Below are 23,731 nucleotides of genomic sequence, written 5' to 3'. Positions count from 1 at the left end.
AGTCATGCGAAGAGCTTTTGCACACCCAGCGTAATCGCCAGCCCGCCGCCCAGCAGCCAGAGGTTGAGGATCGCCCCGGTGGCCAGTGCACGCGGCCCTGCCTGGCGGATCTGGCTGTAGCGCGTCTCCATGCCCAGGGCGGTCATGGCCATGGTCAGGGCGAAGGTGTCGAGGCTGTTGATCACCCCGGTGACGTTGCCCGGCAGGATCTGCAGCGAGTTCACCAGCACCAGGCCGAGGAAGCCGAAGGCGAACCAGGGCAGGGCGATGCGGCCTTTGCCCTGGCCTTGGCCTGGCTGGCGCGCACGGCTGATCCACACCCCCACCACCAGCAGCACCGGCACCAGCAGCATTACCCGGGTCATCTTGACGATGGTGGCGATGTGCGTGGCTTCGGGGCTGATGTTGCTGGCCGCGCCCACCACCTGGGCCACTTCGTGCACGGTGCCGCCGAGGAACAGGCCGGCGCTGACGGTGTCCAGCGGCAGCCAGCCGGCGTTGATCGCCAGTGGGAAGATGAACATCGACAGGGTGCCGAACAGCACCACGCTGCCCACCGCCATGGCGCTCTTGTGCGGCGCGCTGCGCAGCGCCGATTCGAAGGCCAGCACCGCGGCGGCGCCGCAGATGGCGCTGCCGGCAGCGGTCAGCAGGGCGGTGTCGCGGTCCAGCTTGAACAGTTTCATGCCGACCCACAGGCCGATCAGAAGGGTGCTGGCGACCACCAGAAGCGACACCGTCAGGCCCGACCAGCCCACTTCGGCGATTTCCTGCAGGCTCACCCGCAGGCCGAAGAAGGCCACGGCGATGCGCAGCAGTTTGCGCGCCGAGAAGTTGATGCCCGCCGCCCAGCTGGCCGGCACGCCATCACGCAGCACGTTGCCGTAGAAGGCGCCGGCGACGATGCCGACGATCAGCGGGCTGATGCCCAGGTTGGCGATGGCCGGCAACGACGCCAGCTGGGTGACGGCGATGGCGAACAACGCGACGAACAGGATGCCGTTGAGCTGCCCTCGGGTGGAGAGGGTGGGCGCAAACGCGGGGTTGGACGGAACCGTGGCCATGTGAGTCCTCCGGGACATGTTTCGATATGGCCTACGTTAATCCGGTTATAAGCTTATAAAAAATCGTAATTTAGGATGTGAAATATCCGTTTAGCTGATACTTTTAAAACATGACCCCGGAACAGCTGATAACCTTCGCTACCGTTGCCGAGCACGGCAACATCAGCCATGCGGCCCAGGCCCTGCATCTGTCGCAGCCGGCTGTGTCGGGCCAGCTCAAGCTGCTGCAGGAAGCCTTCGGCGAGCCGCTGTACCAGCGCGCCGGCCGCGGCGTGCGCCTGACGGCGGCCGGTGAGCAGTTGCTGGCCCATGCCGAGCGCCTGCGCGACACCTTCCGCCAGGCTCAGGCCCTGCGCGAGGCCATGCGCGGCCTGGAGCGCGGCACCTTGCGCATCGGTGCCAGCACCACCCCGGCCAGTTACCTGCTGCCGTACCTGATCGCCGACTTCCATGCCCGCTACCCGGACATCCTGGTCAGCACCACCCACGGCAACACGGCGGAGATCGTCGCCAACCTGGGCAGCGTCGATATCGCCCTGATCGAAGGCCCGCCCGGGCAGGAGTTGCCTTTAGGTACGGGGGTGACGCCCTGGCGCGAGGATGAGATCGTCGCCATCGTGCCCAGCGGCCATCCGCTGCTGGTGAACGAGCAACAGACCCTTGAGGCACTCGGCAGCTACCCGCTGGTGCTGCGCGAGAGCGGTTCGGGGGTGAGGCAGATCATCGAGCGGGCGTTCGCCCGCCACGGCGTGGCGATGCGCGTGGCGCTGGAGATCGCCGGGGTGGAAGGGGTGAAAGAAGCGGTAAGGGCGGGGATGGGCATCGGCTTCGTGTCGGCGATGTCGATCAGGCACGAGGATGGTGCGCTGCGGATGTTGCACATTGCGCCCGAGCCGTTGGTCAGGCACTTCTCGATCCTCTTGCCGCATGCCGCGACCCCTTCGCGGGCCGCGGCGCGGTTCGTCGAACTGTGCCAGGTGTAGCAGGGCAGTCCCTTGCCCTGGCCAGCTGCAATCAACGGTTTTCGTCGCTTTTGCCGCTGTCGTCGTCCTCATCGAGCTCCGGCGTGTCCATGCCTTGCTCACGTTCACCCTCCGACTTGCTGCCGGCGCCATGGCCTCCCGTTGCGCCACGTTGCGCGCCGCCACCGGAGCGCTGCTGATCGTTTTTCCATTGATCGTCCGGCATCTGGCCACCTTTCTGGCCTGGGTCGTTGGTGACGTGCTCCGGGGTCTGCTGAGGATTGCTGGTGCCTTGTTGTCCGCCTTTGCCTTGGTCGTTAGCCATGATCTTGCACCTCGTGAAATGCACACAGAAAGGCTGTGTTCACTTCCGACGCTGGTGGCATTCGGGTTGCTCCCAGTACTTTGGTATTACCGGACGGGGTGCACGAAAGTATTGGCAGCTGGACGTGTTGCGTCGTAAATGCCGCTTGGCTAACAGGTGGGGCTCAGGGGTGGGCTTGCCTGAATTGCGCGACCTGGTGATCGAGCGCGGCCTCGTCGCCACACAGGATCACGCCCTCGGCGGCCAGGGCGCCGCACGCGGCGATGGCGCCTTCCTGGGTCAGGGCGCGGCAGGCCGGCAGGTACAGCAGCACCTGGAAACCGGCCTGGCGCAATTGGCGGGCGGTGGTCTTGACGCAGTAGTCCAGGGCCAGGCCGCCGACGATCACCGCGCCCACCTGCTGCACCTTGAGAAACTCGATCACGCCCGTCGAGCGGCGCTCGGCGAGGTCGTGGTAGCAGGCGCCATAGGGGTGCAGGTCGGGCTCGACGCCTTTCCACACGAAGAAGTCATAGTCGATGGGGGCGGGCAGGCCGGGCAGCAGTTCGAAGCCGGGCGTGCCGGGCACGCAGTGGCTGACCCAGGTCAGGTCGGCGTTGGCCAGGCCCAACGGTTGCAGCATCTGCCCCGCTTGCGCGACCACCCACGCGGCGTTGGCCGGGTGGGCGTCCTTGCTGCCCAGGCGCAGTTCGGCGCGCTGGGCCATGGCATTGAGATCGGGCGCGATTTCGTTGCCTTCTGGTACCGGCAGTTCCTGTGGGGCGTTGGCGGTGAAACCGTTTTGCGCGTCGACATCGAAACTGGCGATCTTCATGGGGCATACCTCGCAGGGTTGTCAGGTGCATGCCGAGGGTCTCGACCACGGCCCGATGCTCGAGGCATGCACCTGGCGGCCCAACGGCTTAGGCTGCCGCCATCTTGGCACTCATCTGCCGGCGACGATAGGCACTGTCGCGGCTGGCCAGCCACCAGTACAGCGGCGAGGTGATCACCAGGCCCACCAACCAGGACAGGTCGGCGCCGTTGATGTGCGCGGAAATCGGCCCTACGTACAGCGGCGTGTTCATGAACGGGATCTGCACCACGATGCCCACCGCGTAGGCGATCAGCGCCTGCGGGTTGTAGCGGCCGTAGATACCGCCGTCGACCTTGAAGATCGACTGGATGTCGTAGTCGCCCTTGTGGATCACGTAGAAGTCGATCAGGTTGATCGCCGTCCACGGCACCAGCACCACCAGCAGCACCAGCACCATGTCGACGAAGTGGCCGATGAAGTCCGCCGAGGCGCACACCGCCACCACGCAGCAGCCCGCCAGCACCACCAGCGACAGCACCGCACGGCTCTTGGCGGTGGGGATCCAGCGGTAGGCGAAGGTCTGGATCAGGGTGATGATCGACAGCACCGCGCCATACAGGTTGAGGGCGTTGTGGCTGATCACGCTGAGCAGGAACAGCACCAGCATGATCGGGCCGAGGGTGCCAGTGGCCAGCTTGACCGCGTCCATGGTGTCCATGCCGGCCGGGATCGCCAGCACCGCCACGGCGCCGAAGATGAACGACAGGCTCGAACCCAGGGCCGAGCCCAGGTAGGTGGTCCAGAAGGTCGAGGAGACCTTCACGTCGGCCGGCAGGTAGCGCGAGTAGTCCGACACATAGGGGGCGAAGGCGATCTGCCACAGCGCCGCCAGCGACACGGTGGCCAGCCAGCCGGCCAGGTTGAAGCCGCCGCGGGTGAGGAAGTCGTCACTTTGCACGTGGCTGAAGATGTAGCCGAAGCCGACCACGATCCCGATGCCCAGCACCCAGGTGCCGATGCGGTTGAGCACGTGGATGAAGCGGTAGCCGATGATGCCGATGATCCCCGAGCCCAGCGCGCCGACGACGATACCGACCGGTACCGGCACCGAATCGACCACGCCATGCAGCGACTTGCCGGCCAGCACGATGTTGGAGGCGAAGAAGCCGATGTACATCACCCCGGCGATCACCACCACCAGCAGCGCGCCGAGCGAGCCGAACTGGGCGCGGCTCTGGATCATCTGCGGGATGCCCATCTGCGGGCCCTGGGCCGAGTGCAAGGCCATCAGCACCCCGCCGACCAGGTGGCCGACCAGGATGGCGACGATGCCCCACACCAGGTTCAGGTGAAACAGCTGCACGCCCAGCGCGCCGGTGACGATGGGTAGCGGCGCGATATTGCCGCCGAACCACAGTGTGAACAGATCCCTTACCTTTCCATGGCGGTCTTGCGGGGGCACGTAGCCGATCGTGTGTTTTTCTATGAGGGGTGCCGAGTTGGCTGCACTGGTCATGACTGACTCCAAGGCAAGGTTGGGCAACGAGGGCTGCCCGGGTACGTGCCGGCGATGGGCGACGCGTTCTTGTTGGAGCGATGATGCGGGGTGCGGGGGTTAGGAGAAATAAGTAAATATGTGCCCATAAACGTTAAAAAAGCTAAGGCTGACAAAAGCTTAAGGGACGAGTGGTTGCAAGGAGCGGGCCATCGGGCGGCAAGGCCCGGGGTTGGGCGGTTGGGGTGGGAATGGATCCAAACGAATGTGCCGGGATGGTGCGAGGTGCGCGATTGCGGGGCAGGGGAAATGGGTGTCTGTTGAGGCCCTGCCATGAGAAAACGGCTTGTCGGCGCTTGATCGGTAAAGTGTTCTATCGAATAGAAACTGCCCTCAATACAGTCTTAGTTGATCTCGTAGCGCTATTGAAAGTCATGTCAGAGCTGCTGTTTGTACGATCTTTTTGTAGGCCTACAGCACCGTCAATGTAGGACGGTTCTCTATTTTTCCCAGCGTCTAGCTCACATCGGCAACGTGCGTCATGGTGCCTGACTTCCCGGTGTGGAGCGCCACGATGTTCAACTTGCCGCTATTTCATGATTGCCGGCCTGTCGCCTGCTCAATCCTTTTCCTGACCAGTTTCGCCGGCACATTGTTAGGTCAAACGAGTCACGCCAGCACCATCGAAGCCATAAATCACACCCACTGGGCGATCAACCGCTTCAGTGTGGATGGGCGTTCGGGTATCGACATCATTGGGGCTTATCAAGGAGGGGGCGGAGGGTGTTGCTATATCGTCCCTGAGCACTGGTACCCAGGTATGACGGTGCGTGTCGACTGGGAGACTGGTGTTTGGAGTTCAGCAGGTTTCCCAGGTTTTGCGGACGAAGAAAAGTATTTGGCTTGGCGAGACGCTGCTCGAGCGCAAAAACGACGACATAGCAAACGGGTTCCAGTCCCAGATTACAGCGGCCAAGAAGTTTGCGGCATTACAGTGCATTTCCTGCCCTGCGATGAAGTACAGCTCACTACTTCCTGCCATGCCTATGGCAGCCCTGACTACCCGGTCAAAGCACCTCTCCAACTGCCGGAGCCACCGTCATGCCCAAAATAAGCAAGTCCCCCGTCTGTTTCCCACCCTCGTTCCCGCTTGAAGGGCGCCTATCTCCAAGTGCTCGGCAGGTGAATCAGAACCTGCGCCAGCAAACCGAACTGGAGCGTAAGCTGCAGGATGACTTGTCGCTGGCTGCGGGCTTTCGAGTCATGCCCCCATGTTGCAAGACCTTGCATATCAGCTTGTTCTTCGACGGCACCGGCAACAACCTCAATCATGATCTGTACGAGTCGACAGTGGCGCATCCCACCAATATCGCTCGACTGTTTCGCGCCACCATTGGCGCCGGTCACGCTGGGGGCACCGCGCACAATCCCCTGGCAAGTGGGCTGACCGATGCCTCGGGTATTGGCTATGGCCAGTACTACAAGTACTACATGCCTGGAGTGGGGACGCCATTCCCAGAAGTTGGCGATCTGGACTACAACACGGCTGGCTTGGCGTTTGCGCGGGGCGGGGAGCGTCGGATCAACTGGGCGCTGCTGATGGTCATCGATGCCCTGCGCCGCTCGTTGAATCTGCCCAGGCTGGACAATGCCCAGCTGATGGCAGCGGTCGAAGCCATGGGGACCTGGCGCGGGACCGAATGGATCCTGGGGCGCAGCTACCGGCGCAAGGTGTTCCGCGAGCAGCTCAAGGCGATAGAGCAGCCCTTACGCCTTGCGCTGGCGCAGCCATCGCCGGGACATCCCAAGCTGGTGGGCATCAAGCTGTATGTCTACGGCTTCTCCCGGGGCGCCGCGGCGGCTCGGGCTTTCGTCAGCTGGTTGAACGAGCTGTTGGTGGCCGATGAGGCGGCGCCGGCACTGTCGATCGAAGGTTCCAGGCTGCCGGTCAGTGTGGATTACCTGGGCTTGCTGGATACCGTTGTATCGGTTGGCCTGGCCGATCTGGTACCGGTCGCCAATGGGCATATGGGGTGGGGGGATGGTAGCCAGGAGCTGCCCCGTGGGGCATTGGTCAAGCGGTGTCTGCATATCGTCGCCAGCCATGAGCAGCGGCTGAGTTTTCCGCTGGAGTCGATTCGACGGGAGGATGGGACTTATCCGGATAATAGTGTCGAGGTGATTTACCCGGGGGTGCATAGTGATCAGGGAGGAGGGTATGTACCTGGGGATCAAGGGAAGTCATGGAGTAAAGACAATTTTAGAGGAGACGGTTTGCTGTTATCGCAGGTCGCCTTACAAGACATGTATGGAGACGCCTACATATCAGGAGCACCGCTAAAAGTCCCCAAAGACTCACTGCCCAGAGGCTCTTATTCTGAGAAGTGGAAAGAAATGGCCCAGGAAACAGTAGATGAGTTCGCCGTTTCAGGTGGGCTAATTAACCGATTCAATGCATGGCGTCGATTAACTTTTGGATTGATGTCGCAGTCGGAGTCTTCATCGTCCGAGCGAAGTGAGGGTTACCAACCAGCGCCCGCGAATATATCCCTTGAAGATGCCTTGCGCACCCAGATGGATTGGCTAACCGCCTGGCGTATCGACCGTTACGCCTTCGAAAGCCTGAAAGACACTGATTTCTATCTCCGCGCAACGGATGAGCACGCGACCCCGGAGGCGCGTGCACGTGGCAAAGTCGACCGTGACAATAAACAAGCACAAGTCATGAATCGCCGTGCCCTCCAGCAAGACCGCGAACGCCGTGGGGCTCCGAAGTTACCCTTGGAGCCGGGCATCCCGCCCTACGACCCCGACAAGTCCAAGACTCAACTCCGTGAAGCCGCCCAGGAGTTCGGCCGAATCTACCGCAACCTGGAGAGTGACCCCTACCTGCTCTTTTTCAGGCGCGCAAACAAGGTTTATCGACCGGCCTTGATCATCTATTGGCTGAGCAGCTCGTCACTTGAGCAATGCCTTGCCGAGCACAAGCGGATGAAAGCGGGTGGCAGAGCCAAGGTCAGCCAATTGTTCCCACCACCCGCAGGCCAGCAGAACCACACCACGGAATCTCTGCGAGGCGAGGTGGACGAAGCGCGCAACCGTGATCAGCCTGCAGGGCTGCTGCGGGCATTGTTCGACGACCATGTTCACGATTCGCGCGCCTGGTTCCTCCATGCATCGCTCAACGACACCTACTTGAACATGGCCATTGCGGGCGGTCGCGAACCACTTGGCAGCTATTTCACTGAGCGCATGGTGTTTTTCGGTGATGCCAATCGCAGGGATTTGGCACTGATGACAGTGCCGGTCGAAGCGATTGATAGCGATGCATCCATAGCCCGTGTCGATATCAACCTGAATCCGCTGGACGCGGAACGCGCTGCACGAATCCAACGGGATATCGCCGATATGTGGGCCGCGCACTATGCCGAGGCAAGGGGAGGCCACGATGGTCAAAGCTAATGCAAGCGTGAGGCTAACCTGGCTGACAGCACTGCTTTTGACCACCAATGTTTTGACTGTTTCGTATCTGCAGGCCAGCACAATCGAAGCGATAAACCACACCCATTGGGCGATCAATAGGTTCAGTGTGGATGGGCGTTCGGGTATCGACATCATTGGGGCATACCAAGGGGGCGGTGGGGGCTGTTGCTACATTGCCCTGAGATTTGGCAGCCCGATATGGCAGTGCAAATCGATTGGGAAACCGGGGTATGGGGCTGGGAAGGCTTCCCTGGTTTTGCAGACGAGCAAAAATACTTTGCTTGGAGAGATGCAGGTGAAGCCCAAAGCCGTCAGCACAGCAAACTAGTTCCAGTGCCAGATTATAAAGGCCAAAAAGTTTGCGGCCTCACAGTTCACTTCCTGCCCTGTGATGAAGTACAAGTCACTACCTCCTGTTACGCCTATGGCAGCCCTGAGTACCCGATCAAGGCCCCACTAGAGATGCCGGAGTCGAAGTCATGCCAGAAATGAACAAGAGGCACGCTTGCTCCACAGTACCTGCCTCAGATCAAACGATGTGCGAAGCCGATGCAGTGATGACGCTCACTGGGCGTGCAGCGCTGTTGCTCGCCTCTATCGTTTGGACTGTTTCGCATGTGCAGGCCAGCACTATCGAAGCGATTAACCACACCCATTGGGCGATCAATAGGTTCAGTGTGGATGGGCGCTCGGGTATCGACATCATCGGGGCATACCAAGGGGGCGGTGGGGGCTGTTGTTTCATCGCCCCTGAGCAGTGGTATCCAGGCATGAATGTGCAGATAGAATGGGAAACAGGAGTGTGGAGTTCTGCAGGTTTTCCGGGGTTTGCGGATCGCGAAAAATACTTTGCTTGGCGAGATGCTGCGAGAGCCCAAAAACGTCAGCACAGCAAACTAGTTCCAGTGCCAGATTATAACGGCCAAAAAGTTTGCGGCCTCACAGTTCACTTCCTGCCCTGTGATGAAGTACAAGTCACTACCTCCTGTTACGCCTATGGCAGCCCTGAGTACCCGATCAAGGCCCCACTAGAGATGCCGGAGCCACGGTCTTGCCCCAAATGACAGCTCGCTCCTCACAACTGTTGGGACCGGTCGAAAAGCCTACATCGGCAGCATGCGGTCCTGAATTACCTCTTTCATCACCAGCGTCGAACTCAGCCGCTTCACATTGGGAATGCTGGTCAACTGCTCGTCATACAGCTTCTGAAACGCCGGCAAGTCCTTGGCCACCACATGCAGCAGGTAATCCGGGTCGCCAAACAGCCGCTGCGCCTCGACGATCTGCGGTACTGCGCTGACGGCCGCTTCGAAGTCCGCCACCGGCTGGCGGGTCACTTCGCGCAGGGTGACGAACACTAACGCGGCGAAATTGAGCCCCAGCGCGCTCGGCGCCAGGCGGGCGTGGTAGCCGAGGATGGCGCCGCTCTCTTCCAGCGCCTTGAGCCGCCGGTGGCACGGCGACAGGCTCAGGCCCACGCGGTCGGCCAACTCGGTCACCGACAGGCGACCATCTTTTTGCAGCTCGGCAAGGATCTTCCGGTCTGTGCGGTCCATTGGGGAGAATCTTCCAGTAAATAGAGGTTTCGGGGAAATATACGGAAGAAAATCCTCAGGCGAAATCTTTACGCTTTCCAGCAACCGCAAACCTTGTGAAGGAAGACGTGAAGTGGCGATCAGTGTGCTGACGGCGTTCTGGGCCGTGTCCTTGTTGTTCGTGATTACCCCCGGCGCCGACTGGGCCTATGCCATCTCGGCGGGCATGCGCGGGCGCTGGGTGATGCCGGCGGTGGCGGGGATGCTGTCGGGGCATTTTCTGGCCACCCTGGTGGTGGCGGCGGGGGTCGGCAGCCTGCTGGCCGGGCACCCGCTGGCGTTGACCTTGCTGACCCTGGCCGGCAGCACCTACCTGCTGTGGCTGGGCGGCAACCTGCTGCTGAGCCCGGCATTGCCCGAGGCGGGGCAGGGCGGTGCCGGGGAAACGGGGTCGCGCTGGGCCTTCAAGGGCTTTTGCGTCAGCGGGCTCAACCCCAAGGTGTTCTTGCTGTTCCTGGCCTTGCTGCCGCAGTTCACCGACCCGCAATCCAGCTGGCCGGTGCCGGTGCAGATCCTGTTGCTGGGGCTGGTGCACCTGTGCAGCTCGCTGGTGATCTATTCGCTGGTGGGCTATGGCGCCAAGGCGGTGCTCAGCACCCGGCCGGGGGCGGCGAAGCTGGTGGGCAGGGTGTCGGGGTTGGCGATGATACTGGTGGCCACGGGGTTGATCATCGGGCAAATGCGCTGAAGCCACGGCAATCGTTCACCTACCCAGCACCTTGGCCAGCATCTGGCACACCTGCTCCGCCGAATAGGGTTTGGCCAGGAAGGCAAAGCCGTCGTGGCCGCCCTCGGCGATCGCCTCGCTGTAACCCGAGGTCAGGATCACCGGCAGCTGCGGCCGCTGGCGGCGCAGTTCGCGGGCCAGTGCCAGGCCGCCCATGCCCGGCATCACCACGTCGGAAAACACCGCATCGAATTCGCCCGCCGGGCCGGCCAACTGGGCCAGGGCGTCTTCGGCCGAGTGCGCCCAGCTGACCTGGTAGCCGTGATCTTGCAGGATGTGCGTGGTGAAGGTGCCCAGGTCGGGGTTGTCCTCCACCACCAGTATCCGCCGCCGTGCACCCGCCGCATGGGGCGCGGCGGGTAGCGCAGCGGTAGCCTCGGCTGCGGCAGGCGGCGCCTCTTGCGGCAGGTACAGGGTGAAGGTGGTGCCCTGGCCCTCGACGCTGGCCACCTCGATGTCGCCGCCGGACTGCTTGGCGAAGCCGAACACCTGGGACAGGCCCAGGCCGGTGCCCTCACCAGGCGCCTTGGTGGTGAAGAACGGATCGAAGATGCGTTCCAGCAGCCCGGCGGCGATACCGACGCCGGTGTCGGTCACCGAAATGGCGGCAAATACCCCGCCTGGCGCGGGCTGCCCGCGCAGGCCAGGCATGCGCTGGCCGGCCTGCAGGCGCAGGCGCAAGGTGCCTTCGCCGGCCATGGCATCGCGGCCATTGAGCATCAGGTTGATCACCGAGGTTTCGAGCTGGCCGAGGTCGGCGCGGATATGGCAAGGCTGCGTGGGCAGCTGCAGCTCTACCTGGATCCTCGCACCGGTGGCGGTGTCGAGCATGTCGGCCATGGCCTGCAGGCGCGGCCCGGCCTCGAACACTTGCGGGCTCAAGGCCTGCTTGCGGGCGAAGGCGAGCAACTGGCCGGTCAGCTTGGCGCCGCGGTCGACGCTGTCGGCCATGGTCTTGAGGTAACGCTCGCGGCGGCCTTCGTCGAGGCCGGGGCGCTGCAGAAAGTGCAGCGACGAACGGATGATGGTCAGCAGGTTGTTGAAGTCATGGGCCACGCCGCCGGTCAACTGGCCGATGGCTTCGAGCTTCTGCGCCTGGCGCAGCACGGCTTCGGTGTGCAGCAGCTGGGTCGTGCGCTCTTCGACGCGCTGCTCCAGGGTGGCATTGAGCACTTCCAGGGCCGCCATCGCCTCGCGCACCTCGGCATGGGCCTGCACCCGCTGGATATGCGACCAGCAGCGCTCGGTCACTTCGCGGATCATGCGCAGCTCGTAGCCAGTCCACACCCGCGGCGCCTTGTCGTGGATGGCCATCAGCGCGGTCAGGCGCCCATCCTTGATCAGCGGCATGCAGATGGTCGCGGTAATGCCGATGGCCTGGAAGGTCGCGGCTTCTTCGTGGGGCAGCTCGCTGAGGTTGTCGTTGATCACCAGCGCCTCGCCCGCGCGCAGGCGGCTGACGGCCAGGCGGCCGAAATCGGCCAGGCGGTACTGCCCGATCAGCCGGGGCGAGCCAGGCGCCACCGCATCGCCGCAGATGTTGAAGCCATCCTGGTCGGCGTCCATCACCGCATAGGCGCAGCTGGACAGCTGCAGGTGCTCCACCAGCATGGCCGTGGTAATGGCCATGATCCGCTCGGGGTCGGTGGCGTTGGCCACTTCGCGGCTCAGGCTGTCGAGAAAGCTCAGGCGCTGGCTGTTGACCACGTTGGTGGTGGTTTCGGTAACCGTGTCGAGCATGCCCAGCACGCGGCCGTCGACGCCCCGTATCGGGCTGTAGCAGAAGGTGAAGTAGGCGCGTTCGGGGCCGCCGTTGCGGTCGATGACCAGCGGGAAGTCTTCGATGTACACCGCTTCGCCGGCCATGGCGCGCGCGGCCATCTCGGCGATTTCGCCCCAGGCTTCCTGCCACACGTCGCTGAACGGGCGGCCCAGGGCCAGCGGCTTGCGGCCCAGGATCGGGGTGAAGGCGTCGTTGTACAGGGTAATCAGCTCGGGGCCCCAGAGCACCGCCTGGGGGAAGCGCGAGCCCAGGCACAGGGCGACCGAAAGTTTCAGTGCGTCGGGCCAGGCCTCCAGGGGGCCAAGGGGGGTGCTGCTCCAATCGTGCTGGCGGATGCGCTCGGCCATCTGCCCGCCGCCCTCTAGCCATTTCGCCATGTGTTTTGCCATTCCTTTAGACCGGGATGACAAGGGTGCACTGAGAATGGCGAATTGGCGAGGGGATTGTGCCTGGCCTTATCGCCGGCAAGCCGGCTCCCACAGGTGATGCACAGGCCTGAGGGCAGTGGGTTACCTGTGGGAGCCGGCTTGCCGGCGATAGGGCCATCCCAGGCTCAGCGGATGAAATGCACCTTGCCGGTATCGTCGTTGCCCATGTAGATGCCATACACCCCCGCCTGGCGCTCGAGAATGTAGCGCTCGAGGATCTGCCGGATCGCCGGGTAGTAGATCTCGTCCCAAGGGATCTCATCGGGCGCGAAGAACTTGTAGGCCAGGGTTTCCGGCCCGTACTGCCCGGTCTCTTCGGTGGCGATGGCGCGGAAGATGATGTACACCTCGGAGATGGTCGGCACGCTGAAGATCGAATACGGCGAGACGATTTCGCCGCGCACGCCGCTTTCTTCCCACACCTCGCGCAGGGCCGCCTGTTCGGTGGTTTCACCCGCTTCCATGAACCCAGCCGGCAAGGTCCAGGTGCCGGGGCGCGGCGGGATGGCGCGCTGGCACAGCAGGTACTTGCCCTCGCGCTCGATGATGCAGCCGGCGATGATCTTCGGGTTGATGTAGTGGATGTAGCCGCAGCCGGGGCAGTGCAGGCGCTCGTGGGTGTCGCCAGTGGGAACGCCCCGGGCCAGTTCCGTGGTGCAGTGCGGACAGTAGCGCGGGGCGGTGGGCATGTTCAGCGGCCTATGCGTGGTTCTTTGAGGACCAGGGGCTCGACGATTTCGCGCACCTTGGCGTTGTCGTCCTGCTTCTGGCGCAGGTAGTCCAGGGCCACCTTGGCGGCGGCGCGCACGTGATCGACCGAGGCCTGGTGGGCGGCCAGCGGGTCGCCGCTCTTGATCGCCTCGACGATCTTTTCCATTTCACGGTTGCTGGCGCCGCGGCGGTTTTCCTGCGACACCGAGGTGGCGCGCAGGTAGCTGATGCGTGCCTGCAACTGGCGCAGCTGCTGCGCCGCCACCTGGTTGCCGGAGCCTTCCAGAAGCACGTCGTAGAAGCCCTGCACCGAGTCCAGCACCTGTTGCAGCTCGCCTTCCTCGAGCGCCTCGCGGTTGACCTCAAGCGCCCGCTCCAGGGCGCGGATGTCCTTGGCCTTGGCGTTGAGGGTGAACAGCTGCACGATCAAACCTTCGAGCACGCAGCGCAGCTCGTAGATGTCGCGGGCATCTTCCAGGGTGATGATGGCCACGCGCGGGCCCTTGGCGTCGGCGAACTCCACCAGCCCTTCGGACTCCAGGTGGCGCAGGGCTTCGCGCACCGAGGTGCGGCTGACGCCGAGGCGGTCGCAGAGGTCGCGCTCGACCAGGCGGTCGCCCGGCAGCAGGTGGAAGTTCATGATCGCGCCCCGCAGCTTGTCGAGCACGATTTCACGCAGGGTAACGGGGTTGCGGTTGACCTTGAAGCTGTCGTCGAGTGGCTGGCGTTTCATCAGGTGCGCTCTTTATGAGGCTGTTGCGCCAACATCACGGAGCACCCCGAACCTGGGCACTCCTTGCAGTGGTTCGAACAGCCCGTTGTTAACGGGTTGACTCCGTATCGGCTTCGGCGAACGCTTCGCGGGCCAGGCGGAAACTGTCCACCGCCGCGGGCACGCCGCAATAAATACCGACCTGGAGCAGGATCTCGCGAATCTGTTCACGGCTCAGGCCATTACGCAATGCGCCGCGAATGTGCAATTTGAGCTCGTGGGGCCTGTTGAGCGCGGAAATCATTGCCAAGTTTATCATGCTGCGCTCTTTGAGCGACAAGCCTTCGCGGCCCCAGACGTGGCCCCAGCAGTACTCGGTGACCAGCTCCTGCAAGGGCTTGGTGAAGTCGTCGGCGTTCTGCATGGAGCGGTTGACGTAGTCCTCGCCCAGCACCTGGGTGCGGATCTTCAGGCCTTTTTCGTACTTTTCGTTGCTCATGGCATCGCTCCGAATAAAAACAGGGGCCGCAACCGAGTGGTGAGGGGTAGCGCGGCCCCTGGAAAGGGGGTGGCACGGGGCCGCTGCGCGGCCCAATCGCCGGCAAGCCGGCTCCCACAAAAAAACTGTAGGAGCCGGCTTGCCGGCGATTGGGCTGCAAAGCAGCCCCTCTCAGCATCAGCCCAAGGGCGGCAGGGCGCCCAGCTTGCCCTTGTGGTAGACCATCGGCGTCGCCGGGTCGGCCGGCAGCACCAGGTTTTTCACCGCGCCGACAATGATCGCGTGGTCACCGCCGTCGTACTCGCGCCACAGTTCGCACTCGATGATCGCCGTGGCCTTGGCCAGCAGCGGGTTGCCCAGCTCGCTCAGGTGCCAGTCGATGCCCTTGGCCTTGTCCTTGCCCTTGCCGGCGAAGGCATAGGCCTCGGCGGTCTGGTCGGCGGACAGCAAGTGGATGGCGAACTGTTTGCTGTCACGCAGGATCGGGTAGGTGTCGGAGGCGTAGTTGGGGCAGAACAGCACCAGCGCCGGCTCGATCGACAGCGCGCTGAAGGCGCTGGCGGTGATGCCGACGATGCCGCCGTCGGCGTCCAGGGTGGTGACCACCGTGACGCCGGACGGGAAGGAGCCCATCACGTCTTTGTAGATGCCGGGTTCGATCATCTTGTGCTACCTCTCAACGCATCACGAACGGGTCGGGCATCGGCGCGGTGGACAGGTTGATCCACACGGTCTTCAGCTCGGTATAGGCCAGCACCGAATCGATGCCGCTTTCACGGCCGTAGCCGCTGTTCTTGAAGCCGCCGATCGGCGCCATGGCCGACACTGCGCGGTAGGTGTTGACCCAGATGATCCCCGAACGCACATCACGGGCCAGGCGGTGGGCACGGCCCAGGTCGCGGGTCCAGATGCCGGCCGCCAGGCCGAACTGCGAATCGTTGGCCATGGCCAGGGCCTGCTCCTCGGTCTTGAAGCGGATCACCGCCGCGACCGGGCCGAACACTTCTTCCTGCATGATGGTCATCGAGTTGCTGTCGCACTCGAACAGGGTCGGCTCGTAGAACCAGCCATCCCCTTCGACCTCGGCACGTTTGCCGCCCAGGTGCAGCTTGGCGCCTTCGGCCTTGGCCGCCGCCACCAGGCCTTCGACCACGGCCAGTTGCTGGGCGGTGGCCATCGGCCCCATTTCGCTGGCGTCGTCCTGCGGGTTGCCGATGCGGATGCGCTTGGCGCGCTCGATCAGGCGGGCGACGAACTCGTCGAAGATCTCGTCTTGCACCAGCAGGCGCGAGCCGGCCACGCAGCTCTGCCCGGAGGCGGCATAGATGCCGGCCACGGCGCCGTTGATGGCGCTGTCAAGGTCGGCGTCGGCGAAGATGATGTTCGGCGACTTGCCGCCCAGCTCCAGCGACAGCTTGGCGAAGTTCTCGGCGCTGCTGCGCACCACGTGGCGGGCGGTGGCGGCGCCGCCGGTGAAGGCGATCTTGCGCACCAGCGGGTGGCGGGTCAGGGCCGCGCCGGTGCTTGGGCCGTAGCCGGTGACCACGTTGACCACACCCGGCGGGAAACCGGCTTCATGGGCCAGGCGCGCCAGCTCGAGGATGGTCGCCGAGGCATGCTCGGACGGCTTGAGCACGATGGTATTGCCCGCCGCCAGGGCCGGGGCCAGCTTGATCGCGGTCAGGTACAGCGGGCTGTTCCAGGGGATGATCCCGGCCACCACGCCGATCGGTTCGTGCACCGTGTAGGCGAACAGGTCGGGCTTGTCCAGCGGCAGGGTGCCGCCTTCGAGCTTGTCGGCAAGGCCTGCGGTGTAGTGGAAGAACTCCGGCAGGTAGCCGACCTGGCCGCGGGTTTCGCGGATCAGCTTGCCGTTGTCCCGGCTTTCGAGCTGGGCCAGGTGTTCCTTGTTCTCGGCGATCAGGTCACCCAGGCGGCGCAGCAGCTTGCCGCGCGCGGTGGCGGTGATGCTGCGCCAGGCCGGGCTGTCGAAGGCGCGCTGGGCGGCCTGCACGGCCAGCTCGACGTCGGTTTCGTCGGCGTCGGGCAGTTGCGCCCAGGCCTGGGCGGTAGCCGGGTTGAGGCTGTCGAAGGTCTTGCCGCTGTGGGCATCGAGCCATTGGCCGTCGATGCACATCTGGAAACGAACGAGGGTCATGCAACAATCCCCTTGGCGGATTCGGTGAGGGTGCGGGCTTGGCTGAGGAAGTCCAGCAGCATCTTGTTGACTTCCCGTGGTGCCTCTACCGGCATCATATGCCGTTGCTCGGCCAGCACCACGCTCTGCGCGCCGGGAATGCTGGCGGCAAGCTGGCGGGTCATGGCCGGGGTGGAGCCGGCGTCGAGTTCGCCGGTGGCGATCAGCGTCGGCACTTGGATGCTGCCCAGGTCGCCTGCGCGGTACATGTCCTGGGTGGCGAACAGCGAATAGGTGGTGTGGTAGCCCTGCGGGTCGTTGCTTGCCAGCACCTGGCGGATCGCGGCGACCTGCGCGGGGTTGGCCGCCTTGTATTCACGGCTGAACCAGCGGTCCAGGGCGGCGTCGACGTTGGCGTCGGGGCCCTGTTCGGCCGCTTGCGCGGCGCGGGCGATCACCCCGGCGCTCTGCTCTGGCGTGCGGTTGAACACGCTGTTGAGCACCACCAGCGCAGCCAGGCGCTGTGGGTAGTGCAGGGCAAAGGCGCGTGCCACCAGGCCGCCCATGGAGAAGCCGATCACGGTGGCCTGGGCGATCTGCAGGTGGTCGAGCAGTTCGGCCAGTTGCGCGGCGTAGCCTTCCAGGCCGATGTCGGCTGCTGGCAAGGCGCTGTGGCCGTGGCCGAGCATGTCGTAGGCGATGACGCGGTAGTCGTTGGCCAGGCCCACGAACTGCCCGCCCCACATTTCCTTGTTCAGGCCCACGCCGTGGATCAGCACCACGGGTTGGCCCTGGCCCTGGACCAGGTAACTGGTGCCGGCCGGTGTATGTTCAGCGACAGGCTGAATCATGGAGGGCGCTCCTTGAAGGTCGGGCGTGGCGCTTGCACGCAACGCCCCGGCCCGTCTTGGTTGTTGTTATTGAGCGTTGGCCTTTTCGGCCGCCAGTTCTTCCAGGTCGATGTAGCGGTTGCCGATGCGCGGGTGCAGGCGGCCGCCGTCGGCAGCGCCCAGTACCACGACGATTTCGTCGGCACGCGGGGCGTCTTCGATCTGCATTTCCAGGGTGATGTAGTGCGAGCGCAGGCCTTCGTCGTCCTTCTGCATCATCGGGATCTGGATCGAGGTGCCCGGGCCGCCGCGCTTGTTGGTGAAGCTCAGGTAGCTCTTGGCCTGCACGGCTTCGCGGTAGTGGTTGCCGAAACGCAGGGTGTGGATCACGGCGGAGGCGTGCTCGATTTCGCCATCGGCGCCGACCACGGCTGCCTTGCCATAGGCTTCGATCTTGTCGGCACCGCCGATGGCGGCGGTCAGGCGCTCGACCATCAGGGCACCGAGCTCGGAGCAGTTGGCGCGGATTTCCGGCTTCAGATCTTCAACGAAACCGCGACCGGCCCATGGATTCTTGATCACGACGGCCAGGCCGACCATGGTCACCGGCTTGTCGGTGGCCTTGCCGCCTTCGATGCGGGTCTCTTCGGAGTAGGTGACGATCTTGCGGATTTCGAAACTCATGGAGGGCTCCTGGTGAGGGTTATCAGCTCTTGTTGTCTGATGGTATACCATAATATTTGTTGTGCAAGAGGGGGGCTGAAATTTCTCTTGGGAGGGGGACGAAAGGTGGGGAGTGCAGGGCTTGAGAGATGTGTCGCTCTTGAGATCCAGCGCCGCGCGGGCGGCGCTCGATCTGCTTGGCGCCGAATCCACCCCGACGAGCCCCAAAAAAACGCCCGCTCGCGAGGGCCACGCGGGCCGCCGGGAGCGGGCTTGTCCCGCAACAGGTTCAGGCAATGGGAATTCAGGCGAACGCCGGCACCACTTCCTTGATGAACAGCTCCAGCGACTTCTTCTTCTCGGCGTGGGGCAGGCTGTTGTCGCACCAGAAGCTGAACTCATCGACGCCCAGTTCCTGGTAGTACTTGATGCGCGCGATGATCTCTTCGGGGGTGCCGATCATGGTGTTCTTGCGGATGTTCTCCAGGGCGAAGGCCGGCACCTCGGCGAACTTCGACTCCGGGCTCGGCTCCAGGAAGCCGTTGACCGGGGTGGTCTTGTTGCCGAACCAGGCATCGAAGGTGCGGTAGAAGCGCGAAATGGCCTGGGCACCGATCTTCCAGCCGTCCGGGTCGGCCGGGCTGTGCACGTGGGTGTGGCGCAGCACCATCAGTTGCGGGCGCGGCACCTCGGGGTTGTTGTCCAGCGCGGCCTGGAACTTGTTCTTCAGGTCCAGCACTTCTTCGTCGCCTTTCATCAGCGGGGTGACCATCACGTTGCAGCCGTTCTTCACCGCGAAGTTGTGCGAATCCGGGTCGCGGGCGGCGATCCACATCGGCGGCATGCCTTTTTGCACCGGCTTGGGCACGCTGGTGGAGGTCGGGAAGTTGTAGACTTCGCCTTCGTGGGCGTAGTCGCCTTGCCACAGCTGGCGCACCGCCGGGACCATCTCGCGCAGGGCCTTGCCGCCGTCGGTGGCCGGCATGCCATTGGCCATGCGGTCGAACTCGAACTGGTAGGCGCCGCGGGCCAGGCCCACTTCCATGCGGCCGTTGCTGATGACGTCGAGCAGGGCGCATTCGCCGGCCACCCGGATCGGGTTCCAGAACGGCGCGATGATGGTGCCGGCGCCCAGGCGGATGGTCTCGGTGCGCGCGGCCAGGTAGGCCAGCAGGGGCATCGGGCTTGGCGAAATGGTGTATTCCATGGCGTGGTGTTCGCCAATCCACACGGTGCTGAAACCGCCGTTCTCGGCCATCAGGGTCAGTTCGGTCAGGTCTTCGAACAGCTGGCTGTGGCTGACCTGTTCATCCCAACGTTCCATGTGCACGAACAACGAAAATTTCATGGGGCTTTCCTCAAAGCTTGGAAGTCTCGCCTGGCGCGCCAGGCGTCAGTAATAAAGCTGGGCGTATCAGGCAAAGGCGGGCAGGCTGGCCATCTTGCCGCGGCAGTACACCATCGGCCGTGGCGCCTGCTCGGGGACGATCAGGTTGTGCACCTTGCCGACCATGATGGCGTGGTCGCCACCTTCGTATTCGCGCCACAGCTCGCATTCGATCACGGCGGTGGCGCCGGCCAGGATGGGGTTGCCCAGTGCGCTCAAGGTCCAGGCGATGCCGCTGGCCTTGTCCTTGCCCTTTTTCGCGAAGGCATAGGCTTCGGCCTGCTGTTCGCCAGAGAGCAGGTGGATGGCGAAACGCTTGTGCTTGATCAGCACCGGGTAGGAGTCGGAGCTGTAGTTGGGGCAGAACAGTACCAGCGGCGGGTCCATCGACAGGGAAGAGAAGGCGCTGGCAGTGAGGCCGACGATCGAGCCGTCGTCGTCCAGGGTAGTGATGACGGTGACGCCGGACGGGAAGGAGCCCAGGACGTTCTTGTAGACGGTTGCGTCGATCATGGCGAGTACCTCGAAAGGGCTGCGGTGGTCCGCGGTTTTTATCGTTGATGTGTCTGATGGTATACCGTAATACTCGATTTGCAAGCGGAATTTCGCCAACGCGAAAATTCACGATGAATGGCGCAAAGCCGCATGAACAGGGGCTTTGACCAAAGCGAAGGGCCTTGGCCGTGGTTGCTGAACCGGATCAGTTGGCGATTTATAGACCGCAGCAGTGTTGTCAAAAGTTTGGAATACCATAATATGGTCCGCAGCTGAGAGGCCGCCTAGATGCGGTTTCCTTACAAAGATAAAAACGACCTTTCGAGCTGAAAACCATGTCCCAACCGTCATCGCAACACCAGTTTGTCGAGAATCACACGGTCGATTACGTTCCACCTGCCGAGCGCCATGGGAAGGCGCGCGACCTGTTCACCCTCTGGTTCAGTACCAACATCGCGCCACTGCCCATCGTCACCGGCGCCATGGTGGTGCAGGTGTTCCACCTGAACCTGTTGTGGGGCCTGATCGCCATCGTGCTGGGTCACCTTCTGGGGGGCGTGGTCATCGCCCTGGCCTCTGCGCAGGGACCGCAGCTGGGCATTCCGCAGATGGTGCAGAGCCGGGGCCAGTTCGGCCGGTATGGCGCGCTGCTGATCGTGTTCTTCACCGCGCTGATCTATGTCGGCTTCTTCATTTCCAACATCGTTCTGGCGGGCAAGACCATCCATGGCATCGCGCCCAGCGTGCCGATGCCGGGCGCCATCGTCATCGGTGCCCTGAGCGCCACGGCCATCGGCGTGATCGGCTACCGCTTCATTCATATCCTCAACCGCATCGGCACCTGGGTGATGGGCTCGGCATTGCTGGCCGGCTTCATCATGATGTTCGTGCAGCCACTGCCGGCCGACTTCTTCAGCCGCGGCGCGTTCAACCTGTCGGGCTTCATCGCCACGGTGTCGCTGGGCACCATCTGGCAGATCAGCTTCTCGCCCTACACCTCCGACTATTCGCGCTACCTGCCCAAGGAAGTGGGCATCGCCAGGCCGTTCTGGGCGACTTACTTTGGCGCCACCCTGGGCACCATCCTGTGCTTCAGCTTCGGTGCCGTGGCGGTGCTGTGCGTGCCGCAGGGCACCGACGCGATGGATGCGGTCAAGCAGGCCACCGGCTGGCTGGGGCCGATTTTGATGGTGCTGTTCCTGCTCAACATCATCAGCCACAACGCCCTCAACCTGTATGGCGCGGTGCTGTCGATCGTCACCGCCATCCAGACCTTCGTCGCCCAGTGGACGCCGAGCATCAAGGTGCGGGTGATCCTGGCATCGGTGATTCTGCTGGCGTGCGGCATGGTCGCGCTGAATGCCTCGGCGGGCTTCATCGGCCAGTTCATCGGGCTGATCCTGGCGCTGCTGCTGGTGCTGGTGCCATGGGCGTCGATCAACCTGATCGACTTCTACCTGATCAAGAAGGGGCAGTACGACATCGCTTCGATCTTCAGCGCCGATGGCGGCATTTATGGGCGCTTCAACCATCACGCGATCATCGCCTATGCCTGCGGGATCCTGGTGCAGCTGCCGTTTGCCAATACGTCGCTGTACGTGGGGCCGTATTCGAACATCGTCGAAGGGGCTGACCTGTCGTGGCTGTTCGGCTTGGTGGTGACGGTGCCGCTGTACTACTGCCTGGCTACCCGGGGCAAGGCTGCCGAGAAGCTGGTGCGGGCGGTCAGTGTCAACGAGTGATGCGTGAAAGGGGGCCGCAAGGCGGCCCCAGCTGTTTCAGCTCAGACCTTGAACTGCGCCACCATCCCATTCAGGTCCACCGCCAGGCGCGACAAGTCCTGCGCCGCCGCACTGGTCTGATTGGCCCCCGCCGACGTCTGCATCGCCAGGTCGCGAATGTTGACCAGGTTGCGATCCACCTCCCGCGCCACCTGCGCCTGCTGCTCCGAGGCACTGGCAATCACCAGGTTGCGCTGGTTGATCGAGGCGATCGCCTCGGCAATCACCTCCAGCGCCTGCCCGGCACCCTCGGCCACTTCCAGCGTGCCGGTGGCGCGCCCCTGGCTGCTGTGCATGGCCGTCACCGCCCGCTCGGTACCGTTCTGGATCCCGGCGATCATCTGCTCGATCTCCGCCGTCGACTGTTGGGTACGGTGGGCGAGGGCGCGCACTTCATCGGCCACCACGGCAAAGCCACGGCCCGCTTCGCCGGCCCGCGCCGCCTCGATGGCGGCGTTCAAGGCCAGCAGGTTGGTCTGCCCGGCAATGGCGCCGATCACATCGAGCACGCGGCTGATCTCGTTGGCGTTGCTGGCCAGCTGTTCGATTTCGGCAGAGGTGCCGGTCACATCCGTGACCAGGTGCTGCAGCGAAGCCAGTGCCTGGTTGACCTGGTCACGCCCGTCACGGGTGGTGCGGTCGGCGCCCTGGGAGGCGTCGGCGGTGCTGACCGCGTTGTTCGCCACCTCTTCCACGGCAGCGGTCATCTGGTTGACGGCAGTGGCTGCCTGGTCGATTTCCGCGCTTTGCTGGTGCAGGCCGCGGCTGGTGTCTTCGGTGACCGTGTGCAGCTCTTCGGAGGCCGAGGCCAGCTGGTCGGAGGAGGCGGCGATCTTGCGGATGGTGTCACGCAGGCTGGCCTGCATGCGGCTCAGCGCGCGCAACAGCATGGCCGGTTCGTCGCGGCCGCTGACCTGGATGTCCTGGGTCAGGTCGCCGGTGGCCACCCGTTCGGCCACGGCCACCGCGTCGGCCAGCGGCACCACGATGCTGCGGGTGAGCAGGATGGCGATGCTGGCCAGGGCGAGCATGATCACCAGCAGCGAGCCGATGACGGCGACAAAGGCCTGTTCGGCCACATGGCTGCTGCGCTCGGACGCCCCTTCGGCGCCTTTGCCGTTGTAGGCGATCAGTGCGCTCATGGCCTTCATCATGCTGTCGGCGTGCTGCGACAGCGGGCCGGTGATCTGGTGCCTGGCCTCGGCCTCGCGGCCGGCGGCAAGGTCCTGCAGCACCTTGGCCTGCAGGCCGAAGTACTGCTGCCGGGCGCTGTTGAAGGCGTCGAACAGGGCGCGGTCATCGGCGGCGATGATGGTGTCTTCGTAGGCTTTAAGGCCCTCTTCGAGCTGGGCCTTGATGCCGTTGAGCATCTCGATGCTGCGTGCCCGTTCGCTGGCGTTGTCATCCAGCGCGGCGCGCAGGGTGACCGCACGGGCGCGGCCGAGGTTGCTGCCGATTTCACTGAGGGCGACCACGGCCGGGATCCAGGTGATGCGGATTTCGTCGGTGGCCTTGTCCATCTGGCGGGTTTCATACAGTGCGATAAGGCCCATGGACAGGACCAGTACGCCCAACAGGGCGAATACGCTGGCAGCGCGAATGCCGATCTTCATATTCCGGAGTTGCATGGAATTGCTCCTTGACGTTGGCGTGCAGGGCGTCAAGAGCATGGGCGGGAGGCCGGGTCAGCGGGGGATGCCGGGCTCTCGATGCGCTGCGGATTTAAGTGTGTGTCTCACCCTCGTGCATGCTTTTTGATTTAGATGATGCCATATGGCCATCATGATTGACCAGTTATTCAATAAAAGGACAAAAAAAGGCATATCCGTCATTACTTGACGGATATGCCAGGATATTG

At 63.6% G+C, this 23,731-nt stretch carries 22 protein-coding genes and 2 pseudogenes; 7 read left to right on the top strand and 17 right to left on the bottom strand.

Going from position 1 to position 23,731, the window contains the following annotated elements; translation table 11 throughout:
- Positions 1–2 precede the first annotated feature (2 nt).
- A complete protein-coding gene (locus L6D75_RS08050) occupies positions 3–1,064 on the bottom strand; it encodes a YeiH family protein (protein ID WP_176514970.1) in 1,062 nt (353 codons plus the stop codon).
- 110 nt (positions 1,065–1,174) lie between these two features.
- Between L6D75_RS08050 and L6D75_RS08045 the strand changes: the two genes are divergently transcribed.
- On the top strand, positions 1,175–2,047 hold the full coding sequence (locus tag L6D75_RS08045; RefSeq protein WP_176514969.1) for a LysR family transcriptional regulator: 873 nt from the start codon (positions 1,175–1,177) through the stop codon (positions 2,045–2,047).
- Between the two features lie 31 nt (positions 2,048–2,078).
- Here the strand turns inward: L6D75_RS08045 and L6D75_RS08040 are convergent, their stop codons facing one another.
- From L6D75_RS08040 to L6D75_RS08030, 3 genes are all read right to left on the bottom strand, one after another.
- A complete protein-coding gene (locus L6D75_RS08040; protein WP_176514966.1) occupies positions 2,079–2,351 on the bottom strand; it encodes a stress-induced protein in 273 nt (90 codons plus the stop codon).
- A gap of 163 nt (positions 2,352–2,514) precedes the next feature.
- A complete protein-coding gene (locus L6D75_RS08035; RefSeq protein ID WP_176514963.1) occupies positions 2,515–3,165 on the bottom strand; it encodes an isochorismatase family protein in 651 nt (216 codons plus the stop codon).
- Positions 3,166–3,253: 88 nt separating this feature from the next.
- On the bottom strand, positions 3,254–4,663 hold the full coding sequence (locus L6D75_RS08030; RefSeq protein WP_176514961.1) for a purine-cytosine permease family protein: 1,410 nt from the start codon (positions 4,661–4,663) through the stop codon (positions 3,254–3,256).
- A gap of 553 nt (positions 4,664–5,216) precedes the next feature.
- On the opposite strand from L6D75_RS08030, the gene L6D75_RS08025 reads away from it, so the two are divergent.
- From L6D75_RS08025 to L6D75_RS08010, 4 genes and pseudogenes are all read left to right on the top strand, one after another.
- Positions 5,217–5,756, top strand: a complete 540-nt coding sequence (locus L6D75_RS08025) for a Tli1a family immunity protein (RefSeq protein WP_176514959.1) — start codon at positions 5,217–5,219, stop codon at positions 5,754–5,756.
- A complete protein-coding gene (locus L6D75_RS08020) occupies positions 5,744–8,104 on the top strand; it encodes a T6SS phospholipase effector Tle1-like catalytic domain-containing protein (protein WP_176514957.1) in 2,361 nt (786 codons plus the stop codon). The genes L6D75_RS08025 and L6D75_RS08020 overlap by 13 nt, the downstream gene beginning before the upstream one ends.
- Positions 8,091–8,617, top strand: a pseudogene (locus L6D75_RS08015) (DUF3304 domain-containing protein). The gene L6D75_RS08020 and the pseudogene L6D75_RS08015 overlap by 14 nt, the downstream one beginning before the upstream one ends.
- Before the next feature lie 65 nt (positions 8,618–8,682).
- Positions 8,683–9,189 (top strand): Tli1a family immunity protein, encoded by a 507-nt coding sequence (locus L6D75_RS08010; RefSeq protein ID WP_236193504.1) that lies wholly within the window; start codon positions 8,683–8,685, stop codon positions 9,187–9,189.
- A 39-nt stretch (positions 9,190–9,228) separates the two neighbouring features.
- On the opposite strand, the gene L6D75_RS08005 is transcribed toward L6D75_RS08010, so the two are convergent.
- Complete coding sequence (locus L6D75_RS08005; protein ID WP_176514955.1) at positions 9,229–9,681, bottom strand: Lrp/AsnC family transcriptional regulator; 453 nt, start codon at positions 9,679–9,681, stop codon at positions 9,229–9,231.
- A 112-nt stretch (positions 9,682–9,793) separates the two neighbouring features.
- On the opposite strand from L6D75_RS08005, the gene L6D75_RS08000 reads away from it, so the two are divergent.
- Entirely contained in the window at positions 9,794–10,408 is a 615-nt protein-coding gene (locus L6D75_RS08000; protein ID WP_176514953.1) for a LysE family translocator, read from the top strand.
- A 15-nt stretch (positions 10,409–10,423) separates the two neighbouring features.
- Here L6D75_RS08000 and L6D75_RS07995 read toward each other — a convergent pair whose 3' ends face one another.
- The 10 genes from L6D75_RS07995 to L6D75_RS07950 all read right to left on the bottom strand — a co-directional run bounded on the left by L6D75_RS07995 (position 10,424) and on the right by L6D75_RS07950 (position 20,110).
- Positions 10,424–12,607 carry a GAF domain-containing hybrid sensor histidine kinase/response regulator gene (locus L6D75_RS07995; RefSeq protein ID WP_176514951.1) on the bottom strand — a complete coding sequence of 728 codons (2,184 nt, stop codon included), beginning with the start codon at positions 12,605–12,607 and terminating at the stop codon, positions 10,424–10,426.
- 176 nt (positions 12,608–12,783) lie between these two features.
- Positions 12,784–13,347 (bottom strand): NUDIX hydrolase, encoded by a 564-nt coding sequence (locus L6D75_RS07990; protein ID WP_176514949.1) that lies wholly within the window; start codon positions 13,345–13,347, stop codon positions 12,784–12,786.
- Positions 13,348–13,349: 2 nt separating this feature from the next.
- Positions 13,350–14,102, bottom strand: coding sequence for a GntR family transcriptional regulator (locus L6D75_RS07985; RefSeq protein WP_176514947.1), 753 nt, complete (start codon positions 14,100–14,102; stop codon positions 13,350–13,352).
- Between the two features lie 88 nt (positions 14,103–14,190).
- Positions 14,191–14,580 (bottom strand): carboxymuconolactone decarboxylase family protein, encoded by a 390-nt coding sequence (locus tag L6D75_RS07980; RefSeq protein WP_176514945.1) that lies wholly within the window; start codon positions 14,578–14,580, stop codon positions 14,191–14,193.
- A gap of 177 nt (positions 14,581–14,757) precedes the next feature.
- Positions 14,758–15,243, bottom strand: a complete 486-nt coding sequence (locus L6D75_RS07975) for a flavin reductase family protein (protein ID WP_176514943.1) — start codon at positions 15,241–15,243, stop codon at positions 14,758–14,760.
- Between the two features lie 13 nt (positions 15,244–15,256).
- The gene (locus tag L6D75_RS07970; RefSeq protein WP_176514941.1) at positions 15,257–16,738 is read right to left on the bottom strand and encodes an aldehyde dehydrogenase; all 1,482 of its coding nucleotides are present in this window, start codon (positions 16,736–16,738) and stop codon (positions 15,257–15,259) included.
- The gene (locus L6D75_RS07965; protein WP_176514939.1) at positions 16,735–17,568 is read right to left on the bottom strand and encodes an alpha/beta fold hydrolase; all 834 of its coding nucleotides are present in this window, start codon (positions 17,566–17,568) and stop codon (positions 16,735–16,737) included. The genes L6D75_RS07970 and L6D75_RS07965 overlap by 4 nt, the downstream gene beginning before the upstream one ends.
- 66 nt (positions 17,569–17,634) lie before the next feature.
- Positions 17,635–18,231, bottom strand: a complete 597-nt coding sequence (locus L6D75_RS07960) for an amino acid synthesis family protein (RefSeq protein WP_003256068.1) — start codon at positions 18,229–18,231, stop codon at positions 17,635–17,637.
- Between the two features lie 283 nt (positions 18,232–18,514).
- A complete protein-coding gene (locus L6D75_RS07955) occupies positions 18,515–19,558 on the bottom strand; it encodes an LLM class flavin-dependent oxidoreductase (RefSeq protein ID WP_176514937.1) in 1,044 nt (347 codons plus the stop codon).
- Positions 19,559–19,624: 66 nt separating this feature from the next.
- Entirely contained in the window at positions 19,625–20,110 is a 486-nt protein-coding gene (locus L6D75_RS07950; RefSeq protein WP_176514935.1) for a flavin reductase family protein, read from the bottom strand.
- Positions 20,111–20,427: 317 nt separating this feature from the next.
- On the opposite strand from L6D75_RS07950, the gene L6D75_RS07945 reads away from it, so the two are divergent.
- On the top strand, positions 20,428–21,834 hold the full coding sequence (locus L6D75_RS07945) for a purine-cytosine permease family protein (RefSeq protein ID WP_176514933.1): 1,407 nt from the start codon (positions 20,428–20,430) through the stop codon (positions 21,832–21,834).
- 41 nt (positions 21,835–21,875) lie between these two features.
- Here L6D75_RS07945 and L6D75_RS27440 read toward each other — a convergent pair whose 3' ends face one another.
- On the bottom strand, positions 21,876–22,739 hold the full coding sequence (locus tag L6D75_RS27440) for a methyl-accepting chemotaxis protein (RefSeq protein ID WP_371871962.1): 864 nt from the start codon (positions 22,737–22,739) through the stop codon (positions 21,876–21,878).
- Positions 22,731–23,486 (bottom strand): annotated as a pseudogene (locus L6D75_RS27435) (MCP four helix bundle domain-containing protein); the annotation flags it as partial. The gene L6D75_RS27440 and the pseudogene L6D75_RS27435, both read right to left, overlap by 9 nt.
- Between the last annotated feature and the right edge of the window lie 245 nt (positions 23,487–23,731).

The organism is Pseudomonas faucium (genome assembly GCF_021602585.1).
GTDB classification, from domain to species: domain Bacteria; phylum Pseudomonadota; class Gammaproteobacteria; order Pseudomonadales; family Pseudomonadaceae; genus Aquipseudomonas; species Aquipseudomonas faucium.
The sequence above is the reverse complement of the archived record's forward strand: the minus strand, read 5'-3'. Positions and strand labels throughout refer to the sequence as shown.